Annotated in this window: 16 protein-coding genes; 11 read left to right on the top strand and 5 right to left on the bottom strand. The window is 70.7% G+C overall.

The window, feature by feature from the left end:
- Positions 1-11 precede the first annotated feature (11 nt).
- The 6 genes from CGL27_RS13470 to thpD all read left to right on the top strand — a co-directional run bounded on the left by CGL27_RS13470 (position 12) and on the right by thpD (position 4,954).
- Positions 12-584 (top strand): SigE family RNA polymerase sigma factor, encoded by a 573-nt coding sequence (locus CGL27_RS13470; RefSeq protein WP_240450977.1) that lies wholly within the window; start codon positions 12-14, stop codon positions 582-584.
- Positions 584-1,399, top strand: a complete 816-nt coding sequence (locus CGL27_RS13475) for a hypothetical protein (RefSeq protein ID WP_119986863.1) — start codon at positions 584-586, stop codon at positions 1,397-1,399. Before CGL27_RS13470 ends, CGL27_RS13475 begins: the two co-directional genes overlap by 1 nt.
- Before the next feature lie 319 nt (positions 1,400-1,718).
- Complete coding sequence (gene ectA / locus CGL27_RS13480; protein ID WP_119986865.1) at positions 1,719-2,279, top strand: diaminobutyrate acetyltransferase; 561 nt, start codon at positions 1,719-1,721, stop codon at positions 2,277-2,279.
- A 75-nt stretch (positions 2,280-2,354) separates the two neighbouring features.
- The gene (ectB, locus tag CGL27_RS13485) at positions 2,355-3,617 is read left to right on the top strand and encodes a diaminobutyrate--2-oxoglutarate transaminase (RefSeq protein WP_078640757.1); all 1,263 of its coding nucleotides are present in this window, start codon (positions 2,355-2,357) and stop codon (positions 3,615-3,617) included.
- A gap of 40 nt (positions 3,618-3,657) precedes the next feature.
- Positions 3,658-4,062, top strand: coding sequence for an ectoine synthase (locus tag CGL27_RS13490; protein ID WP_014059807.1), 405 nt, complete (start codon positions 3,658-3,660; stop codon positions 4,060-4,062).
- 4 nt (positions 4,063-4,066) lie between these two features.
- Positions 4,067-4,954 (top strand): ectoine hydroxylase, encoded by an 888-nt coding sequence (gene thpD, locus CGL27_RS13495; protein ID WP_119986867.1) that lies wholly within the window; start codon positions 4,067-4,069, stop codon positions 4,952-4,954.
- A gap of 97 nt (positions 4,955-5,051) precedes the next feature.
- Here thpD and CGL27_RS13500 read toward each other — a convergent pair whose 3' ends face one another.
- Both CGL27_RS13500 and CGL27_RS13505 read right to left on the bottom strand, forming a co-directional pair.
- Positions 5,052-6,098, bottom strand: a complete 1,047-nt coding sequence (locus tag CGL27_RS13500; protein ID WP_119986869.1) for an aminotransferase class V-fold PLP-dependent enzyme — start codon at positions 6,096-6,098, stop codon at positions 5,052-5,054.
- Between the two features lie 286 nt (positions 6,099-6,384).
- Complete coding sequence (locus CGL27_RS13505) at positions 6,385-7,920, bottom strand: aldehyde dehydrogenase (NADP(+)) (RefSeq protein WP_237298823.1); 1,536 nt, start codon at positions 7,918-7,920, stop codon at positions 6,385-6,387.
- A gap of 135 nt (positions 7,921-8,055) precedes the next feature.
- Here CGL27_RS13505 and CGL27_RS13510 point away from each other — a divergent pair, with 135 nt between their 5' ends.
- From CGL27_RS13510 to CGL27_RS13530, 5 genes are all read left to right on the top strand, one after another.
- On the top strand, positions 8,056-8,826 hold the full coding sequence (locus CGL27_RS13510) for an IclR family transcriptional regulator (RefSeq protein ID WP_078640761.1): 771 nt from the start codon (positions 8,056-8,058) through the stop codon (positions 8,824-8,826).
- A 93-nt stretch (positions 8,827-8,919) separates the two neighbouring features.
- Positions 8,920-9,960, top strand: coding sequence for a hypothetical protein (locus tag CGL27_RS13515; protein WP_240450487.1), 1,041 nt, complete (start codon positions 8,920-8,922; stop codon positions 9,958-9,960).
- A complete protein-coding gene (locus CGL27_RS13520; protein WP_119986872.1) occupies positions 9,957-11,219 on the top strand; it encodes a histidine kinase in 1,263 nt (420 codons plus the stop codon). The genes CGL27_RS13515 and CGL27_RS13520 overlap by 4 nt, the downstream gene beginning before the upstream one ends.
- Entirely contained in the window at positions 11,216-11,917 is a 702-nt protein-coding gene (locus tag CGL27_RS13525; protein ID WP_240450488.1) for a response regulator transcription factor, read from the top strand. Before CGL27_RS13520 ends, CGL27_RS13525 begins: the two co-directional genes overlap by 4 nt.
- Before the next feature lie 70 nt (positions 11,918-11,987).
- Positions 11,988-12,968, top strand: coding sequence for an aldo/keto reductase (locus tag CGL27_RS13530; protein WP_119986873.1), 981 nt, complete (start codon positions 11,988-11,990; stop codon positions 12,966-12,968).
- A gap of 43 nt (positions 12,969-13,011) precedes the next feature.
- On the opposite strand, the gene CGL27_RS13535 is transcribed toward CGL27_RS13530, so the two are convergent.
- The 3 genes from CGL27_RS13535 to CGL27_RS13545 form a co-directional block, all read right to left on the bottom strand.
- A complete protein-coding gene (locus tag CGL27_RS13535) occupies positions 13,012-14,232 on the bottom strand; it encodes a right-handed parallel beta-helix repeat-containing protein (protein ID WP_078640765.1) in 1,221 nt (406 codons plus the stop codon).
- 211 nt (positions 14,233-14,443) lie between these two features.
- A complete protein-coding gene (locus CGL27_RS13540) occupies positions 14,444-15,253 on the bottom strand; it encodes a polysaccharide deacetylase family protein (RefSeq protein ID WP_119986875.1) in 810 nt (269 codons plus the stop codon).
- 173 nt (positions 15,254-15,426) lie between these two features.
- Entirely contained in the window at positions 15,427-16,761 is a 1,335-nt protein-coding gene (locus CGL27_RS13545) for a sugar ABC transporter substrate-binding protein (RefSeq protein WP_119986877.1), read from the bottom strand.
- Positions 16,762-16,777: the final 16 nt, after the last annotated feature.

Below are 16,777 nucleotides of genomic sequence, written 5' to 3' on the forward strand. Positions count from 1 at the left end.
ACCACGCCGAACTGGCCCGCCTCGCCCATCTGTTGCTCGGCAGCTCCGACGGGGCGGACGACCTGGCGGCCGACGCGCTGGTGGCGGTCTGGCACCAGTGGGACCGGGTGCGGGCCGCCGACCATCCGGCCGCGTACGCCCGGGGTGTGGTCGCCAACCTGGCCCGCTCCCGGATCCGCAGTCTGGTGCGTGAGCGACGGCGGGTGGCGCTCTTCTCCTCGCAGCGCTCCGACCATGTGGACGATCCGGATGTGTCCGCCGTGGTGGATGTGCAGGCCGCGCTGGTCCGGCTGCCGTTCCGCAAGCGCGCATGTGTGGTGCTGCGGCACGCCTTCGACCTCTCCGAGCGGGAGACGGCCCGTACGCTGGGCATTTCGGTGGGCACGGTCAAGAGCCAGACCTCCCGCGGAATCGCCGAGCTGGAGCGGCTGCTCGGCCCTCCGGACGGCGAGGGCGAGCTGCCCGGGACAGCGGAGGCCGATCAGACGGTACGAACGCTCCGCTCTGAGAACACAGGCCACACAGGACCCACGCGCCACTCGGGTCACATGGGCCACGCCGGGCATGCAGGAGGGGGCAGTTGATGATCGAGCATCGCGAGCGCTCCGAGGGCCGCGATGTCGTCGCAGAGTTGCGTACGGCCGCCGCCTCCCATGAGCCGGACCGGATCCGGATGCTGGCCCGGGTCACGGCGGGCATGGCGGCCGACGGCCGGAGCCGGGGCGCACGGACGGGCCCGCGCCGGCCCCGGGCGACCCGGCTGGTGGGCCCGGTCGCCGGGCTGGCCGCGGCGGTCGCGGCGACGGGGATCGCGGTGGTGGCCACGGACGGTGCCGAGCGGCCGCAGACGGTGCGCACCTCGAGCGAACCGCCCGCGCCTCCGGCGGGCGCGGGCGCGGAGAGACGGCCCGGGGAGGAGCCGGGCGCCGGGTCGCAGAGCGATGCTGAGCGGCACACGCCGAGCGCCTATCCCACCGCGGCCGGTCCAAACCATCTCGCCGAGCCGACCGTTCGGTCCAAGGGCGCCATCAACGCCCATTCCAATCCGTACTGGGCGCAGAGCGACATCACGCTCACCATCGGCAGGCCACTGACGTCGCTGACGGTGGAGCTGCGGGTCGCGGACACCGGGGATGTGCTGTCCACCGGCTCCTGGGGCTCGCTGCCGACCGGCGATGTGGCCACCGCCACCCGCGTCGAGGACGGTGTGCTGGTCTACCGCTGGACGCTCCGGAAGGGCGCGACCGTGCGCCCGGGCCGGTATGTCTTCGCGGGGCAGTACAACCACGCCGAGGGGGACCGGGACACCGGCCGGGACGCGTACTCGGCCTCGGGCAACGGCGCCTCCGGGGCCTTCGCGGTGCGGGGCGACTTCCCTCGGTTCACCGCGGGGGATTGAATTCATAGCGGCGTGGCCAGAAATTCTCCGCGTTTTTCCGCTACTGCTTCCACATTCGTCTGCCCGCCCTTGCGATTCCTAAACAAAAAATTTTTCACGGGTTCCTGATCCCGTAATTCAAGACGGTCACCGGCCGGTTACACATATGTGACGGACCCCACATGGGATCCACTTTGCCCGAGTAACTCCCCTACAAATTACCGCCTTTCGGCCGACGGCCGCGCGCACGCGCGCTCCCGCGTGATAACACATCGACCCCCCTCTACGTAACCCCCCACCACGATGCATTTTCTGATTCTGCTGGGTAAATTGAATTTGCATGACCGCCGCACAAGCAGACCTAGTCCGTAGCGAATTGGATTTGCCGGAGGGCCTCACCCTCGACACACCACGCGTCGAGGATGGAGCCGCGATCTGGCGAATCGCTCGCGACTCCAAAACCCTGGACCTCAACTCCTCCTACAGCTACCTCCTGTGGTGCCGCGACTTCGCCGCCACATCCGTAGTGGCGCGCGACGCCGACGGCGGACCGGTCGGCTTCATCACCGGCTACGTCCGTCCCGAGCGCCCCGAGACCCTCGTCGTCTGGCAGGTCGCCGTCGACCACGCCTGGCGTGGCCGCAAACTGGCCGCCACCCTGCTGGACGGGCTGGTCGCCCGGGTCGCCGCGGCGGGCGTCCGCGGCATCGAGACGACGATCACCCCTGACAACACCGCCTCGAACCGGCTGTTCACCTCGTTCGCCGAACGGCACGAAGCGCCGCTCGAGCGTGAGGTGCTCTTCCACGGCGGTCTCTTCCCCGACGGTGGGCACGAGCCCGAGGTGCTCTACCGCATCGGTCCGCTCGGCACGCTCGGGCCGCGCGCGGACCGGACCTGATCTCCCCTGATCACACCCCGATCACCCCGATCCTCCCTCCTCACCCCCCTCACACCCCTCTCCCAGGAGAACGCTGTGACCATCACCCCGCCCGCCCTGAGCGTCTTCGAGGCCCTGGAGTCGGAGGTGCGCAGCTACTGCCGTGGCTGGCCCGCCGTCTTCGACCGTGCCCAGGGCAGCCACATGTTCGACGAGGACGGCCACACCTACCTCGACTTCTTCGCCGGAGCCGGGTCGCTCAACTACGGCCACAACAACCCGGTACTGAAACGGGCGCTGATCGACTACATCGAGCGTGACGGCGTCACCCATGGCCTGGACATGTCCACCACGGCCAAGCGCGCGTTCCTCGAGTCGTTCCAGAACAACATCCTGCGCCCGCGCGATCTGCCCTACAAGGTCATGTTCCCGGGCCCGACCGGCACCAACGCCGTCGAGGCCGCGCTGAAGCTGGCCCGTAAGGTCAAGGGCCGCGAGTCCATCGTCTCCTTCACCAATGCCTTCCACGGCATGTCGCTGGGCTCGCTGGCCGTGACCGGCAACGCCTTCAAGCGCGCCGGTGCGGGCATCCCGCTGGTCCACGGCACCCCGATGCCGTTCGACAACTACTTCGACGGCACGATCCCGGACTTCCTGTGGTTCGAGCGGCTGCTGGAGGACCAGGGTTCCGGCCTCAACCAGCCCGCCGCCGTGATCGTCGAGACCGTGCAGGGCGAGGGCGGTATCAACGTGGCCCGGCCCGAGTGGCTGCGCGCCCTGGCCGAGCTGTGCGAGCGCCAGGACATGCTGCTGATCGTCGACGACATCCAGATGGGCTGCGGCCGCACCGGCGCCTTCTTCTCCTTCGAGGAGTCGGGCATCACCCCGGACATCGTGACCGTGTCGAAGTCCATCAGCGGCTACGGCATGCCGATGTCGCTCGCGCTCTTCAAGCCCGAGCTGGACGTCTGGGAGCCCGGCGAGCACAACGGCACCTTCCGCGGCAACAACCCCGCCTTCGTCACCGCCGCCGCGACCCTGGACACCTACTGGGCCGACAGCCAGATGGAGAAGCAGACCCTGGCCCGCGGCGAGCAGGTCGAGCAGGCCCTGCGCGCCATCTGCGAGGAGCAGTCCGGCACCCACTTCCGCGGCCGTGGTCTGGTGTGGGGCCTGGAGTTCGAGGACAAGCCGCGCGCCTCGGCCGTCTGCAAGCGCGCCTTCGAACTCGGTCTGCTGGTCGAGACGTCCGGCCCCGAGAGCGAGGTCGTCAAGCTGCTGCCCGCGCTGACCATCTCCCCCGATGACCTGGACGAGGGGCTGCGGACCCTCGCCCGCGCGGTCCGCGAGACCGCATAACCCTCCCGTACCGCAGAGAAGAGAAAGGCAAGAACTCACCGTGATCGTCCGATCCTTCAAGGACATCGAGGACACCGAGAGGCATGTGAAGGCCAAGACCGGCACCTGGGAGAGCAAGCGCATCGTGCTCGCCCGTGAAGGCGTCGGCTTCTCGTTGCACGAGACCATCCTCTACGCGGGCACCGAGACCTCGATGTGGTACGCCAACCACATCGAGGCGGTGCTGTGCGTCGAGGGTGAGGCCGAGCTCACCAACGACGAGACCGGTGAGAAGCACTGGATCACGCCCGGCACCATGTACCTGCTGAACGGGCACGAGAAGCACACGATGCGCCCCAAAACGGATTTCCGGTGCGTCTGTGTATTCAACCCGCCGATCACGGGACGGGAGGACCATGATGAGAACGGCGTATACCCGCTGATCACCGAGACCGAGGAGGCATGATTCGATGACCGCGGTCACTGACCTGTACCCGACCCGTGGGGCCATGGAGGTCGCCACTCCGCGCGTGGACCCCGTGGTGTGGTCCGAGCCCGGCGCCCCCGGGCCGCTGCAACCGTCCGAGCTGAGCGATTTCGATCGCGACGGCTTCCTGGCAATCGACGAGCTGATCACTCCGGACGAGGTCGCGGTCTACCGCGCCGAGCTGGACCGGCTGGTCGCCGACCCGGACGTGCGCGCCGACGAACGCTCGATCATCGAGTCGAAGTCGCAGGACGTACGGTCGGTGTTCGAGGTGCACCGGATCAGCGAGGTGTTCGCGAACCTGGTGCGCGACCCGCGAGTGGTGGGCCGCGCACGGCAGATCCTCGGCTCGGACGTCTACGTCCACCAGAGCCGGATCAACGTCAAACCGGGTTTTGGCGCCTCGGGCTTCTACTGGCACTCGGACTTCGAGACCTGGCACGCCGAGGACGGGCTGCCGAACATGCGGACCGTGTCGGTCTCGATCGCGTTGACCGAGAACTACGACACCAACGGCGGCCTCATGATCATGCCGGGGTCGCACCGTACGTTCCTCGGCTGCTCGGGCGAGACGCCGAAGGACAACTACAAGAAGTCGCTGCAGATGCAGGACGCGGGCACCCCGTCCGACGAGGCGCTCACGGGTTTCGCCGACAAGCACGGCATCAAGCTGTTCACCGGCAAGGCCGGTTCGGCGACGTGGTTCGACTGCAACTGCATGCACGGCTCGGGCGACAACATCACGCCCTACTCGCGCAGCAACGTCTTCATCGTGTTCAACAGCGTGGAGAACACCGCGGTGGAGCCGTTCGCGGCACCGGTCCCCCGGCCGGATTTCATCGGGGCCAGGGACTTCACGCCCGTACGGTGATCACCGCCGTGCGGGTGAGCTGACGTCCGTGATCTGAGGGAAGCCGGGGTGCCCCGGCTTCCCTCAGATCTTTTCCGGCCCCGTTCCGGCCCCTGTCTCAGCGGGACAGCTCCGCCAGCAGCCGGTCCACATCGGCCGCCGTGTTGTACAGGTGGAAGGAGGCGCGGAGGTTGCCGGCCCGCGCCGAGACATGCACCTCCGCCTCCGCCAGCCGGGACGCGGCGTCCCCCAGCCCCGGTACGGAGACGATGGCCGAGCCGGGGGCGGCGACGGGCCGGTGGCCGAGCCCGGTGACCCCGGCCCGGAAGCGGTCGGCGAGCGCGCGGTCATGCGCGGCGATGGTCTCGGTGCCCAGCTCCTCGATCAGCGCGAGGGAGTGCCGGGCCGCGACGTAGGAGTACACGCTCGGGCTCTCGTCGAAGCGGCGGGCGGAGTGGGCGAGTTCGGCCACCGGTCCGTAGCAGCTTTCCCAGGGCTTCTCGCCCGCGACCCAGCCCGCGAAGACCGGGGTGAGCTCGCCGAGGTCCTCGGGCACGGTCAGGAAGGCGGCCCCGCGCGGGCACATCAGCCACTTGTAGGCCACGCAGACGGTGTAGTCGGCCTCGTCGGCGTTCACCGGGAACCAGCCGGCCGCCTGGCTGGTGTCCACCAGAGTGCGGGCCCCGTGGGTCCGGGCCGCCTCCCCGATGGCGTCGAGATCGGCGATCCGCCCGTCCGCGGACTGGACGGCGCTCACGGCCACCAGCGCCGTACCGGGCCGTACCGCCTCCGCGATCTCCTCCAGCGGCACGATGCGCAGCTTGAGGTCGCCGCGGACGGCGAAGGGGTTGACCAGGGAGCTGAAGTCGCCGTCGGCGACGATGACTTCGGCCCCGGGCGGCAGCGAGGTGGCGATCATCCCCGCGTAGCCGGCGACCGAGCTGCCCGCCGCGACCCGCCGCGCCGGTACGCCGACGAGCCGGGCGTAGGAGGCCCGGCTCTCCTCGACCGCCTCGAAGGCCACATCGATGACGGGCCGTCCGGCGGCCGAGTCGTCGAGGACCGCCTTCACGGCGGCCACGGAGCGTGCGGGGATCAGACCGCTGGACGCGGTGGTGAGATACGTCGTGTGTGGCGCGAATTCGGCGCCCGCCAGGCTCTCCATGTCCAACCACTATGGAACGGGCTCACCCCGGCGTCCATCGCGTTTCCCTGTCGGGTGCCTTCAAGGGAACCTTATGGATCCCCGCTGGCCTGCGGCGATTCCCATGTCTGGCGCGGCACCCGGGTGAACACCCCGGCGGATCGGCCGCCGGAAGACCCCGGGAACCGTACGTGGCCGCGGGCATGCCGACACGGCCGACGGAACCGCGGGTCAGGTCCGCGGGTCCGGCGGCCGCGCCGTCGGTCCGGGCTTCAGCGGTGCTGCTCCCGGAGTGCGTTCCGGGGATTCAGCCGCGCTGCTCCCGGATCCCGTTGATCCGCCGGGGCAGCTCCAGCGGGTTCTCGTCCCGCAGCTCCGGCGGCAGCAGGGCGGCCGGAGTGTCCTGGTAGGCGACCGGCCGCAGCCAGCGCTCGATGGCGGTGCCGCCGACCGAGGTGGAGGTGGAGGTGGTGGCCGGGTAGGGGCCGCCGTGGTGCTGGGCCGGGGCGACGGCGACACCGGTCGGCCAGCCGTTGACCAGGACCCGGCCGGCCAGCGGGGTGAGCTCGGCGATCAGCGCACCGGCCCGGCCCTCGGTGCCCTCGCCCTCGGCGGCGGAGATCTGGACGGTGGCGGTGAGGTTGCCCGGGAGCCGGCCGAGCACCGCGCTGATCTCGTCGTCGCTCTCGTAGCGCGCCACGACGGTCACCGGGCCGAAGCACTCCTCCAGCAGCACATCGTGCGGGCCGTCCTCGGTGAGCCGCCGCGCCGGGACGGTCAGGAAGCCCGCGCTGACCGTGTGCTCACCGCCGGAGCCGGGGGTGACCGGGGCGTCCACGTCCGCCAGTTCGGCGCGCTCCTTGACCCCGGCGACGAAGTTGTCCCGCATCCGGTGGTCGAGCAGAACGCCCGCGTCGGTGTTGCTGACCGCCTCGGTGAGGGACTTCACCAGGCCGTCGCCCGCCGGACCGGCCGGGGCCAGCACAAAGCCGGGCTTGGTGCAGAACTGGCCCACGCCCAGCGTCATGGAGCCCGCGAGCCCCGCGCCGATCTGGTCGCCGCGCTCGGTGGCCGCGGCCTCGGTGACCACGACCGGGTTGAGGCTGCCCAGCTCGCCGTGGAAGGGGATCGGCACCGGCCGGGAGGCCGCCGCGTCGTGCAGGGCGCGGCCGCCGCGGACCGATCCGGTGAAACCGGCGGCGGCGATCAGCGGATGCTTGACCAGCTCGATGCCCGCCTCGAAACCGTGCACCACCGCGATCACCTCGGCGGGAACCCCGACCCGCTCGGCGGCGCGGCGCAGCGCGGAGGCGGCCACCTCGGAGGTGGCGGGGTGGTCGGGGTGGGCCTTGACGATGACCGGGCAGCCCGCGGCGAGGGCGCTCGCGGTGTCGCCGCCGGGCACGGAGAAGGCGAGCGGGAAGTTGCTGGCGGCGTAGACGGCGACGACGCCGAGCGGCAGCTTGTAGCGGCGCAGATCGGGCCAGGGCGGGGTCTGGGTGGCGTCGGCGTGGTCGATGCGGACGTCGAGGAAGGCGCCCTCGTCCACGATGGCTGCGAAGGCCCGCAGTTGGTAGGTGGTGCGGGCGAGTTCGCCGGTGAGCCGGGCGGGGCCGAGCGCGGTCTCCGCGTCGGCCGCCTCGACCAGCTGGTCACGGGCCTCGTCGAGGAGATCGGCGGCGGTGCGCAGCAGGGCGGCGCGCACCGTACGGTCGGCCAGGGAGCCGCGGGCGGCGTGGGCCGCGCGCACCACGCGGTCGACCTCCTCCGCCGTGGCTTCGACCGCTACCTGCTCCCGCTGCTTTCCGGTTCGGGGGTCGACGCTCCACACTGGTGCTGACACCGCGGATTCCTCCTGCTGTGGTGTTACCGCTGCTTGCGTCCCACACATCGACGGTGTTCGATATGCTGAACGCTGTCCCGGGTGATGAATTTCCCCTCGGGACTCTATGGCTGGTCGAACAGAGGGGTCAAGGCGATGTCAGCTGCCGAGACGGGCGGGGCCCAGGTCAAATCGGCTGTCCGCACGGTCGAACTGCTGGAGTTCTTCGCCGGGCGGCCCGGAATGCACAGCCTCGCCGCGGTCCAGGAGGCCGTGGGCTATCCCAAGTCGAGCCTCTACATGCTGCTGCGCACCCTGGTGGAGCTCGGCTGGGTGGAGACGGATGCCACCGGCACCCGCTATGGCATCGGGGTGCGCGCCCTGCTCGTCGGCACCTCCTACATCGACGGCGACGAGGTCGTGGCCGCCGCCCGCCCCACCCTGGACCGGCTCTCGGACGACACCACCGAGACCATCCACCTCGCCCGCCTCGACGGCACCAACGTCGTCTATCTCGCCACCCGGCAGTCGCAGCACTATCTGCGCCCGTTCACCCGCGTCGGCCGCCGGCTGCCCGCCCACTCGACCTCGCTGGGCAAGGCGCTGCTGGCCACGTACTCCGACGAGCAGGTGCGCAAGCTGCTGCCGGAGACGCTGGGCCAGCTCACCGAGCACACCATCACCGACCGCGAGAAGCTGATCGAGGAGCTGCACCTCATCCGGGAGCAGGGGTACGCGGTGGACCGCGAGGAGAACACGCTGGGCCTGCGCTGCTTCGGCATAGCCATCCCGTACCGCACCCCCTCGCGCGACGCCATCAGCTGCTCGGTGCCGGTGGCCCGGCTCACCCCCACCCATGAGCAGATGATCAAGGACGCCCTGTTCGACGCCCGGGACCGGCTCACCCTCGCGACGCGACGTCTTTGACCCATGGGAGGACGGCCCCCTCCGCCGCGCGGCGGAGGCGGATCGTCGGGCAGGGTGAGGCGCGGCGCCCGCCGCGCCGCGAGGCTGGTGACCATGACCCACACCCTTCCCGGCTCCCGGACGCGTCCCGCACCCGCCCGCACCCCCGGTGACTCCGCCGGGCGGATCCTGCGGGCCGTCGCGATCCTCGCCTGTCTCCCGTACATCGGCCTCAAGATCGCCTGGATGTCGGGCAGTCACGTCGGCATGCCCGAGGGCAGCGAGCTGCGCGACCCCAGTCGGCAGACGCTGATGGTCGTCGTCAACGGCCTGTCGGTGCTCATGGACGCCGCCGTGGTCGTCCTCGCCCTGCTGCTCACCCGCCCCTGGGGGCTGCGGGCGCCGGTCTGGCTGACGGCTCTGCCCGCATGGGTCGCCTGCGGTCTGCTCGCGCCCATCATGGCCGGATTCCCGGCCCAGTTGGCGGCCAGGGCGCTCGGCTTCGGCGGCGGGGACGGGGGCCGGTCCTCCGGGTCGGGCGGGACGTTCCTGGCCGAGTGGGTCTTCGGGATGGTCTACGGCGGGTTCATCGTGCAGGGGCTGGCCCTGGGGGGCCTGTTCGTGCTGTACGCCCGCCGCCGCTGGGGCCATCTGTGGCGCGGCCGGATCGCCGATCTGCCCGCCCGGGGGGCGGACCGTGCCACCGGGCGCCCGGCCGCCGTCGTGATCGCCCTGCTCACCGCGGTACCCGCCGCCGTCCATCTGCTGTGGGCCGCGGGGGCGGACGCCGGGCTGAACCGGTACCGGGCCCAGGACCGCGGCAGCGACTTCTCCGTCCTTGAGGGCACCTACGTCCTGTTCGCGCTCATCACCGCCCTCGGCGTGCTGATGCTCGCCTTCCGCGTCGGGCGTCCGGTGCGCCTCGCCGTGCCGCTGGGCCTGACCTGCGTCGGCTCCGCGGCGCTCGCCTGCTGGGGCGGCTGGCTCCTCCTGGCCGGGCTGACCGCCCAGAACGCCGCCAAGGAGCCGACCGCGCCGATGAATCTGACCTACGCTGTGCAGATGACCGTCGGATTGCTCGTCCTCACGGTCGGCGGCCGCTTCTTCCGCGAGCGCGGCGCCGCCGGGCACGCGGCAGCGCACCGGGCCCCGTGACCGGGGCGTGGTGGCGGCGGGCGGTCCGTGCGGTGACCGGCCGCCGGGCCCAGCTGCGCTGGGTCCATCTGGTGCTCGGCGGCGCCCTGTTGATGCCGTACTACCTGCTGACCGCCGTCGTCTTCGCGATGCTCGTCCAGGACGCCGATCCCTTCACCTCCCTGCCGTGGCAGCTGGGCACCTTCGCCTCGGCCCTGCCGCTGGCCGTGCCGACCGCGCTGCTCCCGCTCGTACGCCCCCTGGAGGCCACCGCCGCACGCTCGCTGTGCGGGCTTCCGGAGTCCGCGGAGCTCGCGGCCGGGCCCGCCGGGTCGTGGGACGCGCGCGCCCGCACCTTGCTCTGGTACGGGCTGCATCTGGCCATCGGCGGGCTGGTCAGCGGGCTCACCCTGTCCCTGCTGCCCGCCTCGGCACTGCTGATCGCCCTGCCGTTCACCGACGGTTCGTACGCCGACGAGGGCTGGCCGCACGCCTTCGCCTCGGCCCCCCACGCGCTGGCGCCCTTGGCCGGGGTGCTGCTGCTGGGTGTGATCATGGGGATCGCCGCGGCCGCCGGGGCGCTGCTGGCCCGTTGTGCGCCCGCGCTGCTCGGCCCGGCCCCCGCCGAGCGGCTCGCCGCCGCCGAGCAGCGGGCCACCCGGCTGGCCGCCCGCAACCGGCTCGCCCGCGAGCTGCACGACTCGGTCGGCCATGCGCTGAGCGCGGTGACCCTCCAGGCGAGCGCGGCCCGTAAGGTCCTCGACACCGATCCGGACTTCGCCCGGGAGGCGCTGGCGGCCATCGAGGAGACCACCCGGGACGCGGTCGGCGAACTCGACAGCGTGCTGGGCCTGTTGCGGGAAGGTGAGGACCGTCCGGCCCCCGCCCCCTCCCCCACCCTGATGGATCTGGACGGGCTGCTGGCCCGCACCCGGGCCGCGGGCGTCGCCGTCGAGCTGACGGCCCCGGGCCCGCTGGACCGGCTGCCGCCCGTCGTCTCCCGCGAGGCGTACCGCATCGTCCAGGAGGGGCTCAGCAACGCGCTGCGCCACGCGGGCCGGGTGCCGGTGCGGCTCCGGATCGCCGAGGACCCGAAGAAGGTGGAGATCACGATGGAGAACCCGGTGAACGGAGCCACCCGGGCACGCCCCACCGGCGGCGGCCGCGGGTTGCGCGGCATCGCCGAGCGGGCCACCCTGCTGCGCGGCACCTGTGCGTGGGACACCGTGGACGGCGTCTGGCGGCTGACGGTCCGGCTCCCGCTGGAGGCGTCCCGATGAGCACCCCGCCGTCCCCGATGAGCGCCCCGCCGTCCCCGCTGCGCATCGTGCTCGTCGACGACGAGCGGATGGTGCGCACCGCGCTGCGCGCGATCCTCTCCAGCGAACCGGACCTGGAGGTCGTCGGCGAGGCCGGAAGCGGCGCCGAGGCCGTTCCGGTGGTCCGTGAACTGCGCCCGGACGTCGTGCTGATGGACGTCCGGATGCCCGATGTCGACGGCATCCGCGCCACCGAGCGGATCCTGAGCACCATGGCGGACCCGCCGCGCGTCATCGTGGTGACGACGTTCGAGAACGACAGCTATGTGTACGACGCGCTGCGCGCCGGGGCCAGCGGCTTTCTGCTCAAGCGGGCCCGTGCGGAGGACCTGATGCAGGCGGTGCGGCTGGTGGCGCGCAGCGATTCGCTGCTGTTCCCGGCCGCGGTGCGGGCGCTGGCCGCCGAGCACGCCGCCGCCCGCGGCCCGGACCGCGAATCGAGCGCGCGGGCGCTGCGCGACCGGCTCTCCGAGCGGGAGGCCGTGGTACTGCGGCTGATGACCGACGGGCTGTCCAACTCCGAGATCGCGGCCCGGATGGCGGTGGGACCGGCCACGGTCAAGACGCATGTGGGGGCGGTGCTCACCAAGTTGGGGGTGCGGGACCGCACCCAGGCGGTGATCGCCGCGTACGAGAGCGGTTTCGTCACACCGGGCTGACATCCGGCGGCCGGGGTGGTCTGCTGTGACGGGTCGGCCGAACGGACGGATGGGCGGGAGGAGCAGGCGCATGGAGTACGCACGGCTGGGCGCGTCGGGCATCAAGGTGTCGCGGATCTGCCTGGGCATGATGAGCTACGGCAGCCCCGAACACCGGCCCTGGCAGCTGGACATCGACGACGCGCGGCCGATCGTGCGGCGCGCGGTCGAGGAGGGGGTGACCTTCTTCGACACCGCCGACATGTACTCGTTGGGCCGGAGCGAGGAGATCACCGGCGAGCTGCTGCGGGAGCTCTTCCCCGGCCGCGACGACTATGTCCTCGCCACGAAGGTCTACTCCCCGATGGGAGAGGGACCCAACGACCGCGGGCTGTCCCGTAAGCACATCCTGGCGGGCATCGACGCCTCGCTGCGGCGGCTGGGCACCGACCATGTGGATCTCTATCAGATCCACCGCTTCGACGCCGGGACGCCCATCGAGGAGACGATGGAGGCGCTCCACGACGTGGTGCGGGCCGGAAAGGCCCGGTACATCGGCGCGTCCTCCATGTACGCCTGGCAGTTCGCCAAGGCCCAGCACACGGCCGAGGCGCACGGCTGGACCCGGTTCGTCTCCATGCAGAACCACTACAACCTGCTCTACCGGGAGGAGGAGCGGGAGATGAACCCGCTCTGCCTGGACCAGGGCGTCGGTGTCATCCCCTGGAGCCCGCTGGCGCGCGGGCTGCTGGCGGGCACCCGCGACCGGGACCGCACCGGGACCACCGTCCGGGCGGGCAACGATCCGCTGGTGGAGAAGTGGTACGCGGACGCGGAGTTCTCCATACTCGACGCCACCCGCGAGATCGCCGAGAAGCGCGGGGTGTCCCCCGCGCGGGTCGCGCTGGCGTGGCTGCTCGGCAGGCCCGCGGTCACCGCGCCGATCGTCGGGGCCACGAAGATCGGCCATCTGGAGGACGCGGTCGCGGCGGTCGGGCTGACGCTCGACGAGGCGGAGGTGGCGCGCCTGGAGGCCCCCTACCGCCCGCGCCCCGTCATGGGCCACAGCTGACGGGGCGGGACGGCTCCCGGGGGAGCCCCGGATCCCCGGGGTTTCAGTTCATCGTCGAGCCGACCTCGGTACGGTCCATGACCACGAGGAAGCTGGTGACCGGAAGGGAGCCGTCCTGCCGCCGGGAGCCGAGGGCCGTGGTGGGGTCGGTGGTGACCAGCGGCGGGTTGGCCGGGCCGCCCGGCGTCCAGCTGTTGTCCCGGGAGTCGGCGAGGCGCCCGGTGTCGGCGCTGCCGCGGCCGTTGGAGACCGCGAGGTTGCGGGTCAGAAGGGCGCGGGAGCCGCCGAAGGAGTAGCCCTTGCCCCAGTTGCCGAAGGCCGTGGTGCGCTGGAGATGGAGGGCTCCGGTGTTGCCGCCCGCCTCGAAGCCGCTCTTGGTGTTGGCCCAGGCGGCTGAGGTCCGTACGACATGGGCGGGCGAGGGGGCACCGCGGCGGTCGGCGCCGAGTTGGAAGCCGCTGCCGTCGCCCTTGAAGTAGGGGATGTGCCAGCGGTTCCGGCCGTTTTCGAACGCCCAGGAGTGCTCGATGGTGACGGGGCTCGCCCACATCCACAGGTCGAGGCCGTCGTCGCTGTTGCGGAACAGCCGGGATCCGGTGACCACGTTGCCGGTGCCGGAGCCGTGGGTGAGGGCCATGCCGTCGGCTCGCTGGCCGCCGGTGGCGTCGTCGTGGTTGCCGTAGGAGTCCAGGTTCCGGATGACGTTGCCGTTGGTGTCGTCGCCGCGGAGGGTCAGTCCGGTGTCGCCGTTGCCGTGGGTGCTGAGGTTCTGGAAGACGTTTCTCGCACAGGAGGTGCAGACCAGGCCGCCGCCCGGGGCGTTGCGCAGCTCGATCCCGGAGACCGTCCAGTAGTCGGCGCTGAGGGAGACCAGGGAGGAGCCCTCGCCCAGCCGGGAGCCGTCGAGCCGGACCTTCTCCGCCCTGTAGGGCCGCAGTTGGACGCGCTCGCGGGAGGTGCCGCTGACGGAGCTGCGCAGCGTCCTGGCGGGGTAGTACGTGCCGCCGCGCACCTCGATGGTGGTGCCCGCCTTGGCGGCCGATACCGCCTTTTCGAGGCTGCGGTAGGGGGACTTGAGGGTGCCGCTGTCGCCGTCGCTGCCATTGGTGGCCACGTACACGGTGGTGGGCACGGCGCTCGCGCCCTCCGGGGAAGCCGTCAGATACACCCCGGCCACGGCCGACGCCACGATCACGGCGCTGCCCAACGGCAGCGTGCGGTCCTTACGGCGACGGTGGCGGCCCCGCTTTCGCCTCAGCCCCATGGCAACTCCTGTTCCGCGTCGAGAGAACGGGCCGGAGGATCTGGGCCGGCCCGTCCCATGTCGTAGTTGCCGCCAGTCCAGATTAGGTTGCCGGGCACCCGAGGATTCTTAGACTACGAAATTCCGATCGCCTCGCGATAGCTTGCGACAAGACTTGATCGTTCTGTGGCCGAGGATGTTCGGAAGCGGGAGGTCCTGTTGCTCTGTTGCCTCATGGGCGATAGACCTTGCCCGGTTCCGGGGTGGCCGGGGCCATCAGCTGGGAGACCGTCACCACCGTATAGCCGTCCTTCTTCAGCTTCGCCAGGATCCCCGGCACCGCCGGCACCGTGCCCTTGTAGATGTCGTGCAGCAGGATGACCCCGTCGCGCTTCGTCTGCTCCATCACCCGCTTCTCGATCAGCGCGGAGTCGGTCGTCTGATAGTCCTTCGCCGTCACGCTCCACAGCACCTGCGCCACGCCCAGCTCCCGGCAGATCTTGGAGACCCGCTCGTCGGTACGCCCCTGCGGCGGCCGCATCAGCAGCGGCGTACGGCCGGTGAGCTTCTTGACGGCGCTTTGGACACGGGTGATCTCCGAGCGGACCTCGTCGTCGTCGCTCTTGGTCAGGATCTTGTGCGACCAGGTGTGGTTGGCCAGCTCATGCCCCTCGTCCGCGATGCGGCGCACCAGGTCGGGGCGTTTGTCGATGTGCTTCTTGCCGAGCATGAAGAAGGTCGCGTGGACCTTCTCGCGCTTGAGGATCTTCAGCAGCCGGGGCGTGTTCTCGCTGGGGCCCGCGTCGAAGGTGAGGGCGACGCATTTGGCGCGGGAGCAGTCGACCGAGCCGTTCGCCCCGTCGCCCTTCTTCAGCACGTCCGGCTTCGAGGCGGCCGGTGTCGCGAGCCCGGCGTCCTTCACCGCGTGCTCCCGGGCGCTGCGCGGTGAGGTGGTGTCGTAGGACGCGCCGCAGCCGGTGAGACCCAGCGTCAGACAGACGGCACTCACGAGCAGTCCGGATATTCGACCTTTTCGCCCCATTGATATCCCCGAAGTCTTTTTGTTGTCATTAGTGGCCGCAATGCCGCCAACAGACATACAACTGCGTACTGTTGGCGGCATAAACTGCGAGCACTATACACGCAACGTATACATGGGGTTCATAGAGGCCCGCGGGCCCGGGGCCCGTGGAGCGACGTGGTGATCGAGCGCGGCTAGCCCTGGTGCTTCTTCCAGTCCGCCTGTGCCGCGTTGAGCTCGTCCGCGACCTTGTCGCAGAACGCCTTGGCGGTCATCCGGCCGAGCAGCACCTTCTGGAAGCCGGGCTCGTTGTCGGCCTTGCTGATGTTGTTCCAGTCCGGGAGGTAGTACGGCAGCTGGACGACCTTGGTCCGCGGATCGTTGAGCGACTCCAGCGCGGCCTTGGTCGGCGGGGCCTCGGCGATCCAGTCGTCGTCCGCGGCACCGACGTTGGCGGGGATCGCGCCCACGTCCTCGTTCCAGAGGCTGTTCATCTCCGGCGAGGCCGCGAACTCGATGAACTTCCAGGCCGCCGCCTTGTTCTTGCTCGCCTTGAACAGCCCGAGGCCGTCGACCGGATTGGAGACGATGGTGCGCGCCGCCCCGGCCCGGGAGGGCGGCAGCGGTATGCCCGCGATCTTCTCCTTGCCGAGCAGCCGTACGTGGTCGACATAGCTGCCGAGGTTGTGCTGCAGCATCCCGATGTCGCCCTGGTCGAACTGGGCGACCATCTTGGCGAAGTCGTTGTTGAGGTCCGCGGCGGGCGTGACCTTCTTGAAGAGGGCGATGTACTTCTCGAGCGCCGCGACGTTCCTGGGGTCGTTGAGGGTGGTCTTGTCGCCGTCCCAGAAGGACGCGATGCCGGACTGGGCGTACATCATGTCCAGCGCCTGGGCGATCGAGCCCGCGCCGCCGCGCAGGGTGAAGCCGAACTTGTTCCCGCCCTTGTCGGTCAGCTCGTCGGCCGCCTTGTAGAACCTCCCCCAGCTGTCCGGTGCCGGCAGCTTCGCCGCCTTGAAGAGGTCGGTGCGGTACCAGAGGGTGCCCTGGTTGGCGGAGGTCGGGACGGAGTACAGCTCCTGGCCCTCCCCGCCGGCCGCGCGGACGCTGTCGACCATGTTCTTGATCAGCTTGCCCTTGAGGGCGCTGTCGTCGATGCGGTCGGTCACGGGGTCGAGGGCGCCCTGGGCCACCAGATTGGCCAGATACGCGGTGCCCACGCCGCCGACGTCGGGCAGGCTGTCGCCGCCGCTCTGGATGGCGGTGTCGTACTTCGACTGCACGTTGGTGATCGGGATCGGGACGTACTTGACCGTGATGTCGGGGTACTTGTCCTCGAACTTGGCGATGATCCGCTTCCAGACCTTGGTGCGGGGGCCGCCGTTGTTGTCCCAGAAGGTGATGGTGCCCTTGCCGGAACCCTCCTCGCCGGTGGTCGAGCCGTCGTCGCCGCAAGCCGTGGCGGTCAGGGCGAGCAATGCCGCTAGGGCGGTTGCGATGTGGGGTGCTCTGCGGGTGCGTGGGGTCATGGTGTGCGTCCGTCTC

The sequence above is a fragment of the Streptomyces sp. 11-1-2 genome (assembly GCF_003595545.1).
GTDB lineage: Bacteria > Actinomycetota > Actinomycetes > Streptomycetales > Streptomycetaceae > Streptomyces > Streptomyces hygroscopicus_B.

What these genes read in the sequence shown, in the direction of transcription:
- CGL27_RS13540 (WP_119986875.1), bottom strand. Translation starts at nt 15,253, where the DNA reads ATGGGGCGAAAAGGTCGAATATCCGGACTGCTCGTGAGTGCCGTCTGT.
- CGL27_RS13530 (WP_119986873.1), top strand. Translation starts at nt 11,988, where the DNA reads ATGGAGTACGCACGGCTGGGCGCGTCGGGCATCAAGGTGTCGCGGATC.
- CGL27_RS13510 (WP_078640761.1), top strand. Translation starts at nt 8,056, where the DNA reads ATGTCAGCTGCCGAGACGGGCGGGGCCCAGGTCAAATCGGCTGTCCGC.
- ectA (WP_119986865.1), top strand. Translation starts at nt 1,719, where the DNA reads ATGACCGCCGCACAAGCAGACCTAGTCCGTAGCGAATTGGATTTGCCG.
- CGL27_RS13525 (WP_240450488.1), top strand. Translation starts at nt 11,216, where the DNA reads ATGAGCACCCCGCCGTCCCCGATGAGCGCCCCGCCGTCCCCGCTGCGC.
- thpD (WP_119986867.1), top strand. Translation starts at nt 4,067, where the DNA reads ATGACCGCGGTCACTGACCTGTACCCGACCCGTGGGGCCATGGAGGTC.
- CGL27_RS13475 (WP_119986863.1), top strand. Translation starts at nt 584, where the DNA reads ATGATCGAGCATCGCGAGCGCTCCGAGGGCCGCGATGTCGTCGCAGAG.
- CGL27_RS13515 (WP_240450487.1), top strand. Translation starts at nt 8,920, where the DNA reads ATGACCCACACCCTTCCCGGCTCCCGGACGCGTCCCGCACCCGCCCGC.
- CGL27_RS13500 (WP_119986869.1), bottom strand. Translation starts at nt 6,098, where the DNA reads ATGGAGAGCCTGGCGGGCGCCGAATTCGCGCCACACACGACGTATCTC.
- CGL27_RS13545 (WP_119986877.1), bottom strand. Translation starts at nt 16,761, where the DNA reads ATGACCCCACGCACCCGCAGAGCACCCCACATCGCAACCGCCCTAGCG.
- CGL27_RS13535 (WP_078640765.1), bottom strand. Translation starts at nt 14,232, where the DNA reads ATGGGGCTGAGGCGAAAGCGGGGCCGCCACCGTCGCCGTAAGGACCGC.